Source organism: Halomonas sp. Mc5H-6, assembly GCF_024124705.1.
Taxonomy (GTDB): Bacteria; Pseudomonadota; Gammaproteobacteria; order Pseudomonadales; family Halomonadaceae; genus Vreelandella; species Vreelandella subterranea.
Genome location: NZ_JAMXSI010000004.1, coordinates 230,731 through 244,180, shown reverse-complemented (window position 1 = coordinate 244,180; position 13,450 = coordinate 230,731). Strand labels below are relative to the sequence as shown.

Here is a 13,450-nt window from a genome sequence, read left to right as displayed (position 1 = left end):
GGCCAAGGTTTCGTTAGGCTAAGGCCCCTGACATCTGTTGTAGAAGGCCTTCGATTGAAAAAAAAGCGACCCACCTTGCAGGATATCGCGGATCGCGTTGGCGCCACCAAGATGACGGTGAGCCGCTGCCTGCGCGACCCTGAAACGGTGTCTGAAGGCTTGCGCGAGCGTATCTTTTCGACGGCGGAAGACATCGGCTATATCCCCAACCGTGCGCCCGACTTGCTCTCCAGGGCCACCAGCCACTCGATAGGCGTGCTGGTGCCCTCGCTCACCAACCAGGTGTTTGCCGACGTTATCGTCGGCATTGAAACCCTGACGGAACCCGCTGGCTACCATCTGATGCTGTCCCACTATGGCTATAGCCCCGAGCTTGAAGAGCGCAGCCTGGCGTCGTTGCTTTCCTACAATGTCGACGGTGTGATTCTCTCCGACCGGGATCATACCGACCGCAGCCTGCGGATGCTAGAAACCGCAGGCATTCCGATTGTTGAAATCATGGACACTCACCGTGCGCCACTTCAGCAGGCGGTGGGCTATGACAACGTCCGAGCGGCTTTCGACATGGTCAGCGAGATGATTCGCCGCGGTCGGCGGCAGGTCATTTACCTGGCGGTGCGGCTTGACGAGCGTACCCGACAGCGCGAGCAGGGCTATCGCGATGCCATGGAGGCCCATGGCCTGCCGCCCGTGACGCTGTACAGTACCCTGCGCTCTTCGTATACCGTGGGGGCGGCGCTGCTCGAACAGATCATGTTCGAGTATCCCGGCGCCGATGGGGTCTTCTGTACCAATGATGACGTGGCAGTAGGGGCCTTTTTTGAATGCCAGCGGCGTGGCATCAAGGTCCCTGAACAAATGGCGATTGCCGGTTTTCACGGCCACGACGTTGGCCAGGCAATGACCCCTCGGCTCGCCAGTGTGATCACACCCCGCCAAGCGATCGGCAAGGCGGCCGCCCAGGCGCTGCTAGCACGTATCGAAGGCGCCCCGGTAACGCACAAGGTGGTCGATCTGGGCTACGCCATTGAAGCAGGTAGCACCCTGTGAACCTTGCACGTCTGGCGAAGCGGCAGGCAACTGGCTAAAGTAAGCGTTTTCTGTGAAGGGGGCCGCTATGAAGATTGTCCAGCTGAACGTTTACCCGGTTAAATCACTGCAGGGAATCACTCTGGAGCAAACCCGGCTGCATGCGCATGGGCTTGCCTGGGATCGCCGCTGGATGCTGGTCGACGACCGGCAGCGGTTTGTAACCCAGCGCCAGTTGCCCGCCCTGGCGACGATTGGCGTTGCACTGACCGACGACCACTTGGTGCTCTCACATCCCGACGTCGAGCCACTGAGCGTACCGCTGGCAGAGCCGGAAGGTAATCTACGCCTAGTTAGTGTCTGGGATGACCACTGCAAAGCGCTTCCGGAAGGCCCAGAGGTCACACACTGGCTCGAAGCCGCGCTGGGCGAGCAGGCCCGTGGGATGAGCCTGGTGCGCTTTGCCACCGAGTTTACCCGTGCCGTTGAGGATGATTTTCTCGACGGCGGGGCGGCACATACCTATTTTTCCGACGGCTACCCCTTTTTGTTGACCACCACCGGCTCGCTCGACGCCTTGAACGATGCCTTGACAGCGGGTGGCCATGCGCCGGTGCCCATGAGCCGCTTTCGCCCCAACGTGGTGATCGAGTGTGATACCCCCTGGGCGGAAGACCGCTGGGCCACGTTAAGTGATTCCACGGGGACGTTTCAGTTTACGCTGCGTAAACCCTGCCAGCGCTGCAAGATCACCACCATTGACCAGCAGACAGCGTCGGTTCCCGAGCCGGGCGAGCCGCTGAAAACACTGCTGGCGCTGAATACCCAGCCTGACTTGAAAGGCGCCCACTTTGGACAGAATGCCACCTTGACCAGCGGCGACGGTGCGATTATCCGGGTGGGGGCGGCGCTTGAGGCAAGCGAACGCGACGCCTGAAACGCAGTAGGCGCGTGGCAATCGCGGTGCCGAGTAGCGTGATCAACATGCCTGCGATAATTTGCAGGCTGAGCGTCTCGCCAAGTAGCAGGTAGCCCCAAAGCAAGGCGCTGACTGGTACCAGAAAGGTGACGGTGGACGTCGCCGTGGCGCCTGCGCTGGCAAGCAAACCAAAGTAAAGCAAAAACGCCAGCGTGGTGCTGAGTACCGCCAGGGCCAGCGCGTTACCCCATGCCAGCGGTGAAATAGGCTCGCCAGGCCACAGTACAATACCGGGGATCAACAGTACGGTGGCCGACATTGCACAGCTGCCGGCCGCCAGTACGCGGCTGGGTAGATGGCTCAAGCGGGTTTTTGAATAGTTACCGGCAATGCCATAGCAGAATGTCGCCCCCAGCACCGCCAGGATAAACCAGCCGTCACCGCCGACTGCAAAGTCGAGACGATTGGCCGACAGCACGTAAACGCCCACCAGTGCGAGTGCCAGTCCCAGGTATTGCTGGCGAATGATCGGGGTGGCGAAAAATAATGCCCCGATAAGCGCGGTAAAAATCAGTGTGGTGGCATTGATCAGCGAGGTGAACCCTGCTTCCAGGCGCGTCGTCGCCAGGGCCAGCAGTGAGAAGGGCAGGACGTGGTTGATAATGCCAAGCAGCAGGAGCGGCCCCTTGTGCTGCCATATCAGATGCAAGTAGCGGGCGCTGAGCAGAAACGGCAGTAACAGTAATGCGCCTATCCCCATACGCACCAATATCAGCGGAATCGGACCAAACTCGGGCACGGCGACGCGCATAAAAATAAACGATAATCCCCAGAGGGAGGAAAGCAGCATTAATTTCAGCGCATCTGCCGACGACATGGCGAATCCTTGCACAAAAGGGTGGGCATTGAGTCATTAGCTTACGACCGTCTGGGCGTCAATGGAACCTGGGCTGTCGGCAGGGCGATAAAAATCAGCTACGCTGGTGAGGTAGCTGTCGTTATCGACGGCTCCATCAGTAACCTGACATTTGACGCGAAAGGAGCTATCCATGGATCGTAAAGCAAGCGCACGTTGGGAAGGTGGACTGAAAGATGGCCGTGGCCATGTTGCCACGGAAAGCGGTGTCCTCGACGCCAGCTATTCATTCAAGAAGCGCTTTGAAGACGAGAAAGGCACCAACCCTGAAGAACTGATCGGCGCCGCCCACGCCAGCTGTTTTTCCATGGCCCTGTCGATGGTTCTGGGTGAAAAAGATCTAACCGCCACCTCTATCGAGACCAGTGCCAATGTGACGCTCTCCCAGAGCGACGCCGGGTTCGATATCTCGAAAATTCATCTGGACGTTGAAGCGCAGGTGGACGGTGCCGATGAGGCAACCTTCAAGGAAGCGGCAGAAACGGCCAAGGCCAATTGCCCCGTCTCCAAGGTGCTTAATGCCGAGATCAGTATGACGGCCAAGCTCAAGCACTAAGCTTTCGCTGACCAAGCTCGAACAACGAGCTGTCTAGGTTGTTGACGCCCTGGCATTTGCCAGGGCGTTTTTGGATTCGTACATTGCCTAGCGTGCCGGGTCCAATATGCCGCCCAGCGAGGCATTGCGCCTGAACCAGCCGGCGATACTGGCCCGTGCATGTCGGGTAGGGAGCACTTCGTGGGGGATGCTTTCCGACATGAAGCAGGCAAAGGTACCCGCTTCCGGTATCACGCGGGCGGTTTCCTGATTCGGTGCGTCGGGATTGTAAAGCACCATTTCGCCGCCGCCATCGGCGGGCCAGTCAGGGTTCAGGTAGCCCACCGTTGAGATTACACGGTTGGCCCGACCGCGAAAGCTGTCCAAATGGCGTTGATAAAATGCCCCCGGCGGGTAGTGGGCAAAATGGGCTTCGTACTCGAATAGCCCAAGGAACAGCGCCTGGTTGAGCACCTGCTGTAACGCTTCCATTGCCATTAAATAGCGCCGCTGGGCTTCGCTTTCGCGGTCGAGCCAATGGATGGCGTCGCCACGCACTTCTTTGCGCAGGTGGTGTTGCTGACCACGGCCGATACCCGCTTCATCCAGCGCATTATGAGCGGCCATATGATGCAGCTCCTGATGAAGGGAATGGCACAGATCAAGGTCGATGACGCCTTGGCCGACATACCAGCCTTGTTCAACCAGTGCATCCACCAGCTCGACCTGGGTGGCGGCTGACAGCAGGGAGGACGATAAACGCATGCTTGGAATCATTCGTTGGGTCTCAGGGAACGGGAAGACGCGCTGTTGCTGGCCGACGATGGGGTGCTTCTGCGTTCTGGGTAATGGCGCAGGGCACCCGCCGGACGCTGGTAAAGGTCTATCGGCATGGCAAACCCCTCGGCCAGCAGTTCCACCAGCATCATGGCGGACAGGCCCCAAATGACATGGCCGTCGACCTGGTAGCTGGGCACGTAGTGGGCGACGCCATCCACGGTAATCACATCGGTATGCGTGCGCCGGTCGTCCAGAAAGTGGCTTAACGGCACCTCAAAAATGGCGTCCAGCTCACCGGGGTCGGCCACCAGCGGCAGGTCGGGCGGAATAATGCCCACCCAAGGGGTTACCCGGATGCCGTGCAGCGATATCACATCGGATAAACGACCCAGTGCCGTGACGTGCCCCGGGTCGAGGGCAACCTCTTCCTGGGCCTCACGCAGCGCCGTGGCATAGAGATCGCGGTCGTACGGCTCGCGCATGCCGCCGGGGAAGGCCACCTGACCACTATGGGTGCTGAGGTGGCGGGCGCGCCGGGTAAACAGCAGGGTCGGGTCCGGGCGCTCGACGATGGGCAGCAAGACAGCCGCCTCGGGCAACCCAGCGTGGTCTAGCCGTTGAGGGGAGAGTTGTTGCAGCCGGTTGCGAAGTGTCTCTAACATGTGGCATCCATAAGCATTGTTACCTTTTCCCAGCAGCCGTAGAGAAATCGCGATGAACTTTTGCAGCCAGTGTGGCAATACCGTCCGTTTTGCCGTTCCTGAAGGCGATGATCGCCCGCGCTATCTGTGCGATGCCTGCGGCACCATCCATTATCAGAACCCCCGCATTGTGGCGGGCACCTTGCCCGTCAGCGGTACCAAAATATTGCTATGCAAGCGCGCCATTTCGCCGCGTAGAGGCTACTGGACCCTGCCGGCAGGCTATATGGAAAACGCCGAAACCACCGAGCAGGCCGCCACTCGCGAAACCCGTGAAGAAGCCTGCGCTGAGGTGGCGCTGGCCAATCTCTACACGCTGATCGATTTACCGCATATCAACCAAGTTTATATGATTTTTCGGGCAGAGCTGACCGGTGGCTTCAACGCCGGGCCGGAAAGCCTTGAAGTGGCGCTATTCGAGGAAGACGAAATTCCCTGGGATGAGCTTGCGTTTCCCACCATTGAGCAAACGCTCCGGCACTTCTATGCCGACCGCGTCCGTCATGAATACCCGCTGCATATCAGCGCCATCAACCCCGAAGACCGTGAGCGCTACGCCGGTAGTGCCTGAGAGGCCCTAGAGATCGGCCAGTGCCCAGACATCATAGGCAACTTCTTCGTAGGGGTGCGCCAGTTTCAACGCGGCAATAGCGGCTTGAATATGGTCGTCGTCGCAAACCAGCTCAACCTTCAGTTCGTCCACGAACTCAAGCGCGCCTACCTTGCCAATATGCGGGTCTGCTCCGTCAAGCGGGCGGAACTGCCCCGTCCCTGGCGTTTGGAAACAGCAGGCCTCGTAGTCGCCAATGCGCCCTGCGCCGGTTTCAAATACCGCTTCCTTGACAGTTTCCGCGTCCTCAACGGGGACAAAAAATGCCAGCTTATACATAGGTTAACGCCTCCAGGTTCCACCATGGTGTAGGGTTGCGCTATCGTCATATTAGCGAATAGGCGACTTCTGGTCTTCCCGTTGACTTTGTATGATGCAATTTAACCACCTGGGTAGCGAGCCGGTGAATGGATAAATTTGAGGTAAAAATAGATCAGGCGGCCAGGGCTGCCTGGATGTCTTACGTCGGCGGTATGACGCAGGATGACATTGCCGCTCAACTGGGCGTCTCAAGACCCGGTGTGCAACGGCTGCTGGCCCTGGCCCGGCAGGAAGGCCTGGTAAAGGTACATATCGATCATCCGATCTCCACCTGCATGGCGCTGGGTAATGCATTGCGCGAGCGCTTTGGGTTGGCCTACTGCGATGTGGTGCCCGCTGACAGCCAGGCCCCCGAAAGTGCTGCCTATTATCTGGCCGTGGCTGGGGCGGAACGGCTTTCCCGGCTCGTTGAGCGTAGCGAACCGCTGACGTTGTCATTGGGTACAGGCCGCTCGGTGCGCGCGGCGGTAGAAGCGCTGAGCCGTGTTGAGCGCCCACAGCACCGTTTTGTTTCGCTGGTGGGCAATGTGGCCCGGGATGGCTCGGCAAACCGCTACGACGCGGTGATGGTGCTGGCGGATAAAACCGGCGGCGAACGCTTCTTGCTGCCTGCCCCGGTAGTGGCCGAGTCTCTTGATGAGAAAAAGGCCATGCTCTCGCAGCGCCTGTTCAAGGCGATTGCCGATGTGGCCAGAGAGTCCGAGGCAGCCTTCATTGGTGTGGGGCGTATCGATCGTCAGGCGACGTTGTTCCAGGATCATTTCATCAGCGAAGAAGAGCTCGATGAGCTGCTGGGCTTGGAGGCCGTGGGCGAACTGCTGGGCTGGCCGCTCAATCGACAGGGGGAGGTGATCGACTGCTCGATTACCCGCCGCGTCACAAGCCTGCCCCTTGAACGCTTTGGCAAACACATGATGGTGGCGATAGCGGGGGGAAGTGACAAAGCCCCCGCCATTCATGCGGCATTGAAAGGTGGCTGGCTGAAGGGCTTGATCACCGATGAGATGGCTGCCCGGCACATCGTCAATACGGAAGAACTGGGCGCGCTCTGAGACAGGTATATGGCAGCGCAACATGCTGTTTTGCTGATTGATTAGCGTAAAGTCTAAGTGCCGGGGCTTTGCTTTTTTTTGGCTTTCGTACGATCATTTGTTCGATAGTTGATCAATAAGATCAAATTGAAAGATGCATCTGGCGATAACAATGCCAATCAAGCCCACAGGAGTGCCTTATGCGACTTGCACGTCACTTACCCCTTACCAGCCTAGCGGCGGCCATCGCCTTCGCTAGTCAGGCCCAAGCAGAAACCGAACTGACCGTTGCAACGGTCAACAATAATGACATGGTCATCATGCAAAGCCTCACAGATGTCTTTGAGGAGGCGCATCCCGACATTACTCTGGACTGGGTGGTGTTAGAGGAAAATGTGCTGCGCCAGCGCATGACGACCGATATCGCCACTGGTGGTGGCCAGTTCGATGTGATGACCATTGGTACCTATGAAGTGCCGATCTGGGCAGAGCGTGGCTGGCTGTCACCACTGGATAACCTGCCCGAGGATTATAACGAAGACGATTTGCTGGCCTCGGTCCGCGATGGCTTGAGTCATGACGATACGCTTCACGCGCTACCGTTTTATGCCGAAAGCTCGATGATGTACTACCGCACGGACCTGTTCGAGGAAGCGGGTATCGAGATGACCGAGCAGCCCACCTGGGAAGAGGTGCGCGAATGGGCTGGTGAACTGCACGGCATGGAAGAGGACCTGGCGGGTATCTGCCTGCGCGGCAAGCCCGGTTGGGGCGAGAACATGGCGTTTGTCTCCACCCTGGTCAACACCTTTGGCGGGCGCTGGTTTGACGAAGACTGGAACCCTGAGCTGAATTCCGAGGAATGGACGACCGCCGTCCAATTCTACGTTGACCTGCTCAATGATTATGGCCCACCCGGGGCAAGTTCCAACGGCTTTAATGAAAACCTGGCGTTGTTCTCGCGGGGGAATTGCGGTATGTGGGTGGATGCCACCTCCGCGGCTGGCAAACTCTACGACGGCGATGAGTCCAATGTGGCCGACAGCCTGGGGTTCGCACCTGCCCCGGTTGCCGAAACGCCGAAAGGCTCGCACTGGTTGTGGTCCTGGGCGCTAGCCATCCCGGCTTCCTCTGAAAACCAGGATGCCGCACGCGAGTTTATTACCTGGGCGACCTCGCAAGAGTACGTAGAACTTGTCGGTGAAACCGAGGGCTGGACCAGCGTACCTCCCGGCACGCGGGAATCCACCTATGCAGACGAGCGGTATACCGAAGCAGCCCCGTTTGCCGACTTCGTGCTGAAGGCGATTCAGGATGCTGATCCCACCGACTCGACGCTCGAACCCAATCCCTACATTGGCGTGCAGTTCGTCGGTATTCCTGAGTTCCAATCGATCGGTACCCAGGTTGGCCAGACCATTGCGTCTGCACTGACGGGGGACGCCACGGTCGAGGAAGCACTCGACACTGCCCAGCGAGCGACCGAACGCGCCATGCAACGGGCGGGTTACTTAGACTGATGCGGTCAACGCCCGAGCCTCGTGCTCGGGCGTTTTTTCCTAGTGCATTCTGGTAGGTACTTCCATGAATAAGAAACGTGCTTCCGGCCGCACCGTCGGCGGGCTGAGAACGCTGTCGCTTCAAGCACCCGCTGTCACGCTATTACTGCTGTGGATGGTTGTGCCATTGGGTATGACAATCTGGTTTTCGCTGCAGCGCTATAACCTGTTAATGCCGGAAATGACCGGCTTTGCCGGCTTCGAAAACTATCAGTACCTGTTAACAGACCCAGCGCTATGGGCAGCCATGGGCAATACCCTGCTGATGGTGGGATGGGTACTGGTGATTACCGTGGTAGGCGGTACGCTGCTCGCGGTGCTGTTTCAGCAAGAGTTTGCCGGACGGGGCATTGCCCGCGTGCTGGCCATTTCACCGTTTTTTGTAATGCCCACCGTCAGTGCCTTGGTGTGGAAAAACATGATGATGCACCCATCCAATGGGGTGCTGGCATGGCTGGCCGAGTCGTTTGGCCTGCCCGCCTTGGATTGGTTTTCGTCGCTACCGCTGACCTCCATCGTGATTATCGTGGCCTGGCAGTGGACACCGTTCGCGCTCTTGATCCTGCTGACGGCCATGCAGTCGCTGGATGAGGATCAGGTCGAAGCCGCCCGCATGGATGGCGCAGGGCCGGTCGCCATTTTCTTCTTCATCACGCTACCGCACCTCAAGCGTGCCATCAGCGTGGTGATCATGATCGAGATGATTTTTCTGCTGACCATCTTTGCAGAAATATTCGTCACCACCTCCGGCGGGCCAGGTCTTGCCACGACGAACCTGGCCTATCTGATTTATATCCGTGCGCTGTTGGATTTCGATGTCGGCACTGCCTCCGCCGGTGGGGTGATCGCGATCATTCTCGCCAATATCGTCGCCATCTTCCTGGTCCGCATGGTCGCCAAAAACCTGGAAGAGTAACCGGCACGTCAGTGTCCTGGGAGTGTTGTGATGACGAGCTTACGTTCCACTAACAGCAAAAAACTGCTGCTTACGGTCTTTGGCTGGTCGGTGGCCTTGGTGATTTTCTTCCCCATCCTGTGGATGGTCCTGACCGGCTTTAAGACCGAGACGGCGGCGATTGCCGACCCGTCGTTTATTTTTTCGCCGACCCTGGAAAGCTACCAAGCGGTTCAGGAACGTTCGGGCTATATACGGTTTGCCCTCAATAGCGTCGCCGTGGCCTTTGGCTCGACGCTGCTGGCATTACTGATTGCGATTCCTTCGGCGTACTCAATGGCATTTTTGCCGACCAAGCGGACCAAAGGCACCTTGCTGTGGATGCTATCCACCAAGATGCTGCCACCGGTCGGCGTGCTGGTGCCGATTTATCTGATTTTCCGCGATGTGGGGCTGCTGGATACCCGCACCGGTCTGATCATCATCTACACGCTGATGAACCTGCCGATCGTGGTATGGATGCTTTACACCTTCTTCAAGGACATGCCCAAGGACATCCTCGAAGCCGGTCGCATGGACGGTGCCACGACCTTCCAGGAGGTGTTCTTTCTGCTCTTGCCACTGACGCTGCCGGGGATTGCCTCGACGGGCTTGCTGTCGGTCATTCTGAGCTGGAATGAGGCGTTCTGGAGCCTCAACCTCACGTCGTCCAAAGCGGCGCCGTTAACCGCCTACATCGCCTCGTTCTCAAGCCCCGAAGGGCTGTTTTGGGCCAAGCTGTCGGCGGCCTCCACGATGGCCATTGCGCCCATCCTGATCTTTGGCTGGATGACCCAAAAGCAAATGGTGCGCGGCCTGACCTTTGGTGCCGTCAAGTAAAGGAGTTTTTCCATGGCAACCTTACAACTCAACAATATTACCAAGCGGTTTGGCGACACCGAGGTCATCAAAGGGATTGATCTTGACGTAGAAGACCGGGAATTTGTGGTCTTCGTCGGCCCTTCAGGCTGCGGCAAATCCACCCTGATGCGCATGATCGCCGGGCTGGAAAGTGCCACGGGCGGCGATATCCTGATTGACGGGCAGCGGATGAACGACGTCGGCCCGGCCGATCGCGGTCTCGCCATGGTGTTCCAGAGCTACGCGCTTTACCCGCACATGACGGTGGAAGGCAACATGGGGTTCAGCATGCGGTTGGCAGGCGTTTCCAAAGAGGAACGGCGTGCCAAGGTGTTGGAAGCGGCCAAGATTCTGCAGCTCGAACCACTGCTGGATCGCAAGCCCAAGGCCCTGTCCGGGGGGCAGCGGCAACGCGTCGCCATTGGCCGCGCGATTGTCCGCAACCCGAGTATTTTCCTGTTCGATGAACCGCTTTCCAACCTGGATGCGGCGTTGCGTGTGCAAATGCGTATCGAGCTGGCGCGTCTGCACGATGAACTCGACGCCACCATGATCTATGTCACCCACGACCAGATCGAAGCCATGACCATGGCGGATAAAATCGTTGTGCTGCGCGATGGGGTGGTCGAGCAGGTCGGTTCGCCGATGGCGCTGTATCACCATCCCCAAAACCGCTTTGTGGCGGGCTTTATCGGCTCTCCGAAGATGAACTTTCTTGACGTGACGCTGGTGGGCGTCAAGCCCGACGGGGTGAGTATCCGAATGCCAGGCGGCGGCGAGCGCCATGTGCCGGTGGACGGTCAGCAGCTGGGCGCCGACGCGACGCTGGAGCTGGGGATTCGGCCCGAGCACCTGGTCCTTGAAGAGCAGGGGCCCTTGGTCGGGAAAATACAGGTGCTGGAACGTCTTGGCGGCCAAACCTCGCTCTACGTTCAGATGGCCGACCAACTCGTCACCATCATGGCCGACGGCGATGTGGCCTACCAGGTTAACGATACGGTGCATTTTGGTTTTGCCCCCGAGCGGGCGCATCTGTTCGATGCTGACGGCCAGGCCCTGCCGAGTTTGCAGCAGCACCCCCTGGCGGGCCTCACACGCGAGGACAATCGCGCCAACGGGGACAATACGTCTTCCGAGGCGTCGGTATGACGGCGCTTATTTTCGACTGTGACGGTGTTCTCGTCGATAGCGAAGCCTTGGCCGAAGGCACCCTGGCGGAACACCTTGGCCGCTGGCTGCCGGACATTGATATTGAACAATCGCTTGGACAGGCGTTGGGCATGACCACGGCCAACATTCTGCGTCACGCCGAGCAGTTAAGCGTCTATCCGTTACCCCCGAATGCGGCGGAGCGGGTCGATACCGCCATCGAGGCGAGGTTGGCCCGGGAGCTCATCGCCATCGACGGTGCTGAAGCCGCTGTGCGCGCGGTGTCACTGCCCAAGGCGGTGGTTTCCAACAGCCGCCGCTGTCGAGTGTTGGCATCGCTTACGGGTACCGGGCTGGATGCCGTCCTCGGCGATGTGCCGATCTTTACCGCGGAACAGGTCGACCAACCCAAGCCAGATCCCGCGCTCTATCAACTGGCGGCCGCGATCCTTGGCGAAGTCCCCAGTGACTGTCTGGTCGTGGAGGACAGTGTGGCCGGTGTCACGGCGGCCACTGCGGCAGGTATGTGGGTGATTGGCTTTGTGGGGGCCAGCCATGTAGATGAGGGCCAATCGGAGCGACTTCGTCAGGCGGGTGCCTGGCGAATCTTGCCGCACATGCAGGGGCTAAATGACCTGGTTCACGAATGGCAAGGGGTCATCAGCCTGGGAGGAGCCCATGAAGCTAACCAATAAAGTGGCCGTGGTGACCGGTGGTGCCAAGGGAATCGGTCTGGCGATTGCCAAGCGCTACCTGGCTGAAGGAGCCAGCGTGGTGGTGGCCGATATCGACGCGGCGGCGATTGACGAGGCGGTCAGCCAACTGCGTCAGGGGGTGGGTGCCGAGCGGGTGCTGGGCGTTGAGCTCAACGTCTGCGAGTCGGCGTCCATCGACGCCATGGTGGCCCAAGTGCAGGCGCGCTTCGAACGCATCGATATCCTGGTCAATAACGCCGCCGTCTTCGACCTGGCCCCGGTGCTCGAGGTGACCGAGGCAAGCTTTGACCAGCAGTTTGCGGTCAATACCAAGGGGCTGTTCTTTACCCTGCAGGCGGTTGCCAAAGCGATGGTGGACCAGGGGCAGGGTGGCAAGATCATCAATATGGCTTCCCAGGCGGGGCGCCGTGGTGAAGCACTGGTGAGCGTTTACTGCGCCAGTAAGGCGGCCGTGATCAGCCTGACCCAGTCCTGTGGACTGGACCTGATCAAGCACGGCATCAATGTGAATGGCATTGCCCCCGGCGTGGTGGATACGCCGATGTGGGAAACCGTGGATGCGCTGTTCGCCCGCTATGAAAACCGCCCCCTGGGCGAGAAAAAACGCCTGGTCGGCGAGGCTGTACCGTTCGGCCGCATGGGGCTGCCGGAAGACCATACCGGGGCGGCGGTCTTTTTGGCCAGCCAGGACAGTGACTATGTGGTTGCCCAGACGCTCAACGTCGACGGCGGCAATTGGATGAGCTGATTTGCCATGACACCGGATATCGACCACATCAGCCGTCAGATCATCCAGGCGGCAACCGGCATTCCCCGCTATATCGTCGCCCTGGCGGGGCCGCCTGGTGCAGGCAAGTCCTACCGCAGCGAACGGCTGTGTACCGCAATCAACGAACAGCTGCCCGGTCAGGCCGGTGTGGTGCCGATGGATGGCTACCATTTCGATAATGCCGTGCTTGGCGAGGCGCAACTGCCGCTCAAGGGCGCACCGCATACCTTCGATGTGGAGGGGTTGCGTGTCGACCTGGAGCGCCTTCGCCGCGCCGACCGACCGGTCGCTGTCCCCGTGTTCGACCGTCCGCTGGACCTGGCGCGCGCCGGTGGGCGACTCATCAGCCTTGAGCAACGCATCGTGATTGTCGAGGGCAACTATTTGCTGCTCGACCGCCCGGTATGGCGCGACCTGCGGTCCTTGTTTGACTGGTCGCTGATGCTGGATGTCGACGATGACGTCTTGGCGCAGCGCCTGGTGGCCCGCTGGTTAGCCATGGGCCAGGACCACACAGGCGCCATGGAGCGCACACACCAGAAAGACATGCTCAACGCCCAGCTGGTGAAAGCAGCCAGTTTTTCACCGGATCAGTACTGGCGTTAGCCCGTCATACCCCA

16 protein-coding genes are annotated in these 13,450 nt (G+C 59.3%); 12 read left to right on the top strand and 4 right to left on the bottom strand.

Annotated elements, in window-relative coordinates:
• The first annotated feature begins 54 nt into the window (after nucleotides 1-54).
• Both gntR and NH395_RS08575 read left to right on the top strand, forming a co-directional pair.
• Nucleotides 55-1,050 (top strand): gluconate operon transcriptional repressor GntR, encoded by a 996-nt coding sequence (gene gntR, locus NH395_RS08580; protein WP_253024017.1) that lies wholly within the window; start codon nucleotides 55-57, stop codon nucleotides 1,048-1,050.
• 67 nt (nucleotides 1,051-1,117) lie between these two features.
• Entirely contained in the window at nucleotides 1,118-1,966 is an 849-nt protein-coding gene (locus NH395_RS08575) for an MOSC N-terminal beta barrel domain-containing protein (protein WP_253024015.1), read from the top strand.
• Here the strand turns inward: NH395_RS08575 and NH395_RS08570 are convergent.
• Complete coding sequence (locus NH395_RS08570) at nucleotides 1,920-2,825, bottom strand: DMT family transporter (protein WP_253024013.1); 906 nt, start codon at nucleotides 2,823-2,825, stop codon at nucleotides 1,920-1,922. The two genes, NH395_RS08575 and NH395_RS08570, sit on opposite strands and share 47 nt — an antisense overlap.
• Before the next feature lie 172 nt (nucleotides 2,826-2,997).
• On the opposite strand from NH395_RS08570, the gene NH395_RS08565 reads away from it, so the two are divergent.
• Nucleotides 2,998-3,420, top strand: coding sequence for an OsmC family protein (locus NH395_RS08565; RefSeq protein WP_085918878.1), 423 nt, complete (start codon nucleotides 2,998-3,000; stop codon nucleotides 3,418-3,420).
• Between the two features lie 87 nt (nucleotides 3,421-3,507).
• On the opposite strand, the gene NH395_RS08560 is transcribed toward NH395_RS08565, so the two are convergent.
• Together NH395_RS08560 and NH395_RS08555 are read right to left on the bottom strand one after the other, a co-directional pair.
• On the bottom strand, nucleotides 3,508-4,164 hold the full coding sequence (locus NH395_RS08560) for a 2OG-Fe(II) oxygenase (RefSeq protein WP_253024011.1): 657 nt from the start codon (nucleotides 4,162-4,164) through the stop codon (nucleotides 3,508-3,510).
• Between the two features lie 8 nt (nucleotides 4,165-4,172).
• Entirely contained in the window at nucleotides 4,173-4,841 is a 669-nt protein-coding gene (locus NH395_RS08555; RefSeq protein WP_253024009.1) for a CoA pyrophosphatase, read from the bottom strand.
• Nucleotides 4,842-4,893: 52 nt separating this feature from the next.
• On the opposite strand from NH395_RS08555, the gene NH395_RS08550 reads away from it, so the two are divergent.
• Nucleotides 4,894-5,451 (top strand): NUDIX hydrolase, encoded by a 558-nt coding sequence (locus NH395_RS08550; protein WP_066318689.1) that lies wholly within the window; start codon nucleotides 4,894-4,896, stop codon nucleotides 5,449-5,451.
• A 6-nt stretch (nucleotides 5,452-5,457) separates the two neighbouring features.
• Here the strand turns inward: NH395_RS08550 and NH395_RS08545 are convergent, their stop codons facing one another.
• Nucleotides 5,458-5,769, bottom strand: coding sequence for a YqfO family protein (locus tag NH395_RS08545; RefSeq protein ID WP_066318688.1), 312 nt, complete (start codon nucleotides 5,767-5,769; stop codon nucleotides 5,458-5,460).
• A gap of 128 nt (nucleotides 5,770-5,897) precedes the next feature.
• Between NH395_RS08545 and NH395_RS08540 the strand changes: the two genes are divergently transcribed.
• The 8 genes from NH395_RS08540 to NH395_RS08505 all read left to right on the top strand — a co-directional run bounded on the left by NH395_RS08540 (nucleotide 5,898) and on the right by NH395_RS08505 (nucleotide 13,436).
• The gene (locus NH395_RS08540) at nucleotides 5,898-6,863 is read left to right on the top strand and encodes a sugar-binding transcriptional regulator (RefSeq protein WP_253024007.1); all 966 of its coding nucleotides are present in this window, start codon (nucleotides 5,898-5,900) and stop codon (nucleotides 6,861-6,863) included.
• Nucleotides 6,864-7,042: 179 nt separating this feature from the next.
• Entirely contained in the window at nucleotides 7,043-8,362 is a 1,320-nt protein-coding gene (locus tag NH395_RS08535; protein ID WP_253024005.1) for a sugar ABC transporter substrate-binding protein, read from the top strand.
• Between the two features lie 64 nt (nucleotides 8,363-8,426).
• The gene (locus NH395_RS08530; RefSeq protein ID WP_253023995.1) at nucleotides 8,427-9,317 is read left to right on the top strand and encodes a sugar ABC transporter permease; all 891 of its coding nucleotides are present in this window, start codon (nucleotides 8,427-8,429) and stop codon (nucleotides 9,315-9,317) included.
• Nucleotides 9,318-9,347: 30 nt separating this feature from the next.
• On the top strand, nucleotides 9,348-10,175 hold the full coding sequence (locus tag NH395_RS08525; RefSeq protein ID WP_253023993.1) for a carbohydrate ABC transporter permease: 828 nt from the start codon (nucleotides 9,348-9,350) through the stop codon (nucleotides 10,173-10,175).
• A gap of 12 nt (nucleotides 10,176-10,187) precedes the next feature.
• A complete protein-coding gene (ugpC, locus tag NH395_RS08520; RefSeq protein WP_253023991.1) occupies nucleotides 10,188-11,345 on the top strand; it encodes a sn-glycerol-3-phosphate ABC transporter ATP-binding protein UgpC in 1,158 nt (385 codons plus the stop codon).
• Complete coding sequence (locus NH395_RS08515) at nucleotides 11,342-12,040, top strand: HAD-IA family hydrolase (RefSeq protein ID WP_253023989.1); 699 nt, start codon at nucleotides 11,342-11,344, stop codon at nucleotides 12,038-12,040. The genes ugpC and NH395_RS08515 overlap by 4 nt, the downstream gene beginning before the upstream one ends.
• Entirely contained in the window at nucleotides 12,024-12,809 is a 786-nt protein-coding gene (locus tag NH395_RS08510; RefSeq protein ID WP_253023987.1) for an L-iditol 2-dehydrogenase, read from the top strand. The genes NH395_RS08515 and NH395_RS08510 overlap by 17 nt, the downstream gene beginning before the upstream one ends.
• Before the next feature lie 6 nt (nucleotides 12,810-12,815).
• Nucleotides 12,816-13,436, top strand: a complete 621-nt coding sequence (locus NH395_RS08505; RefSeq protein WP_253023985.1) for a nucleoside/nucleotide kinase family protein — start codon at nucleotides 12,816-12,818, stop codon at nucleotides 13,434-13,436.
• Nucleotides 13,437-13,450: the final 14 nt, after the last annotated feature.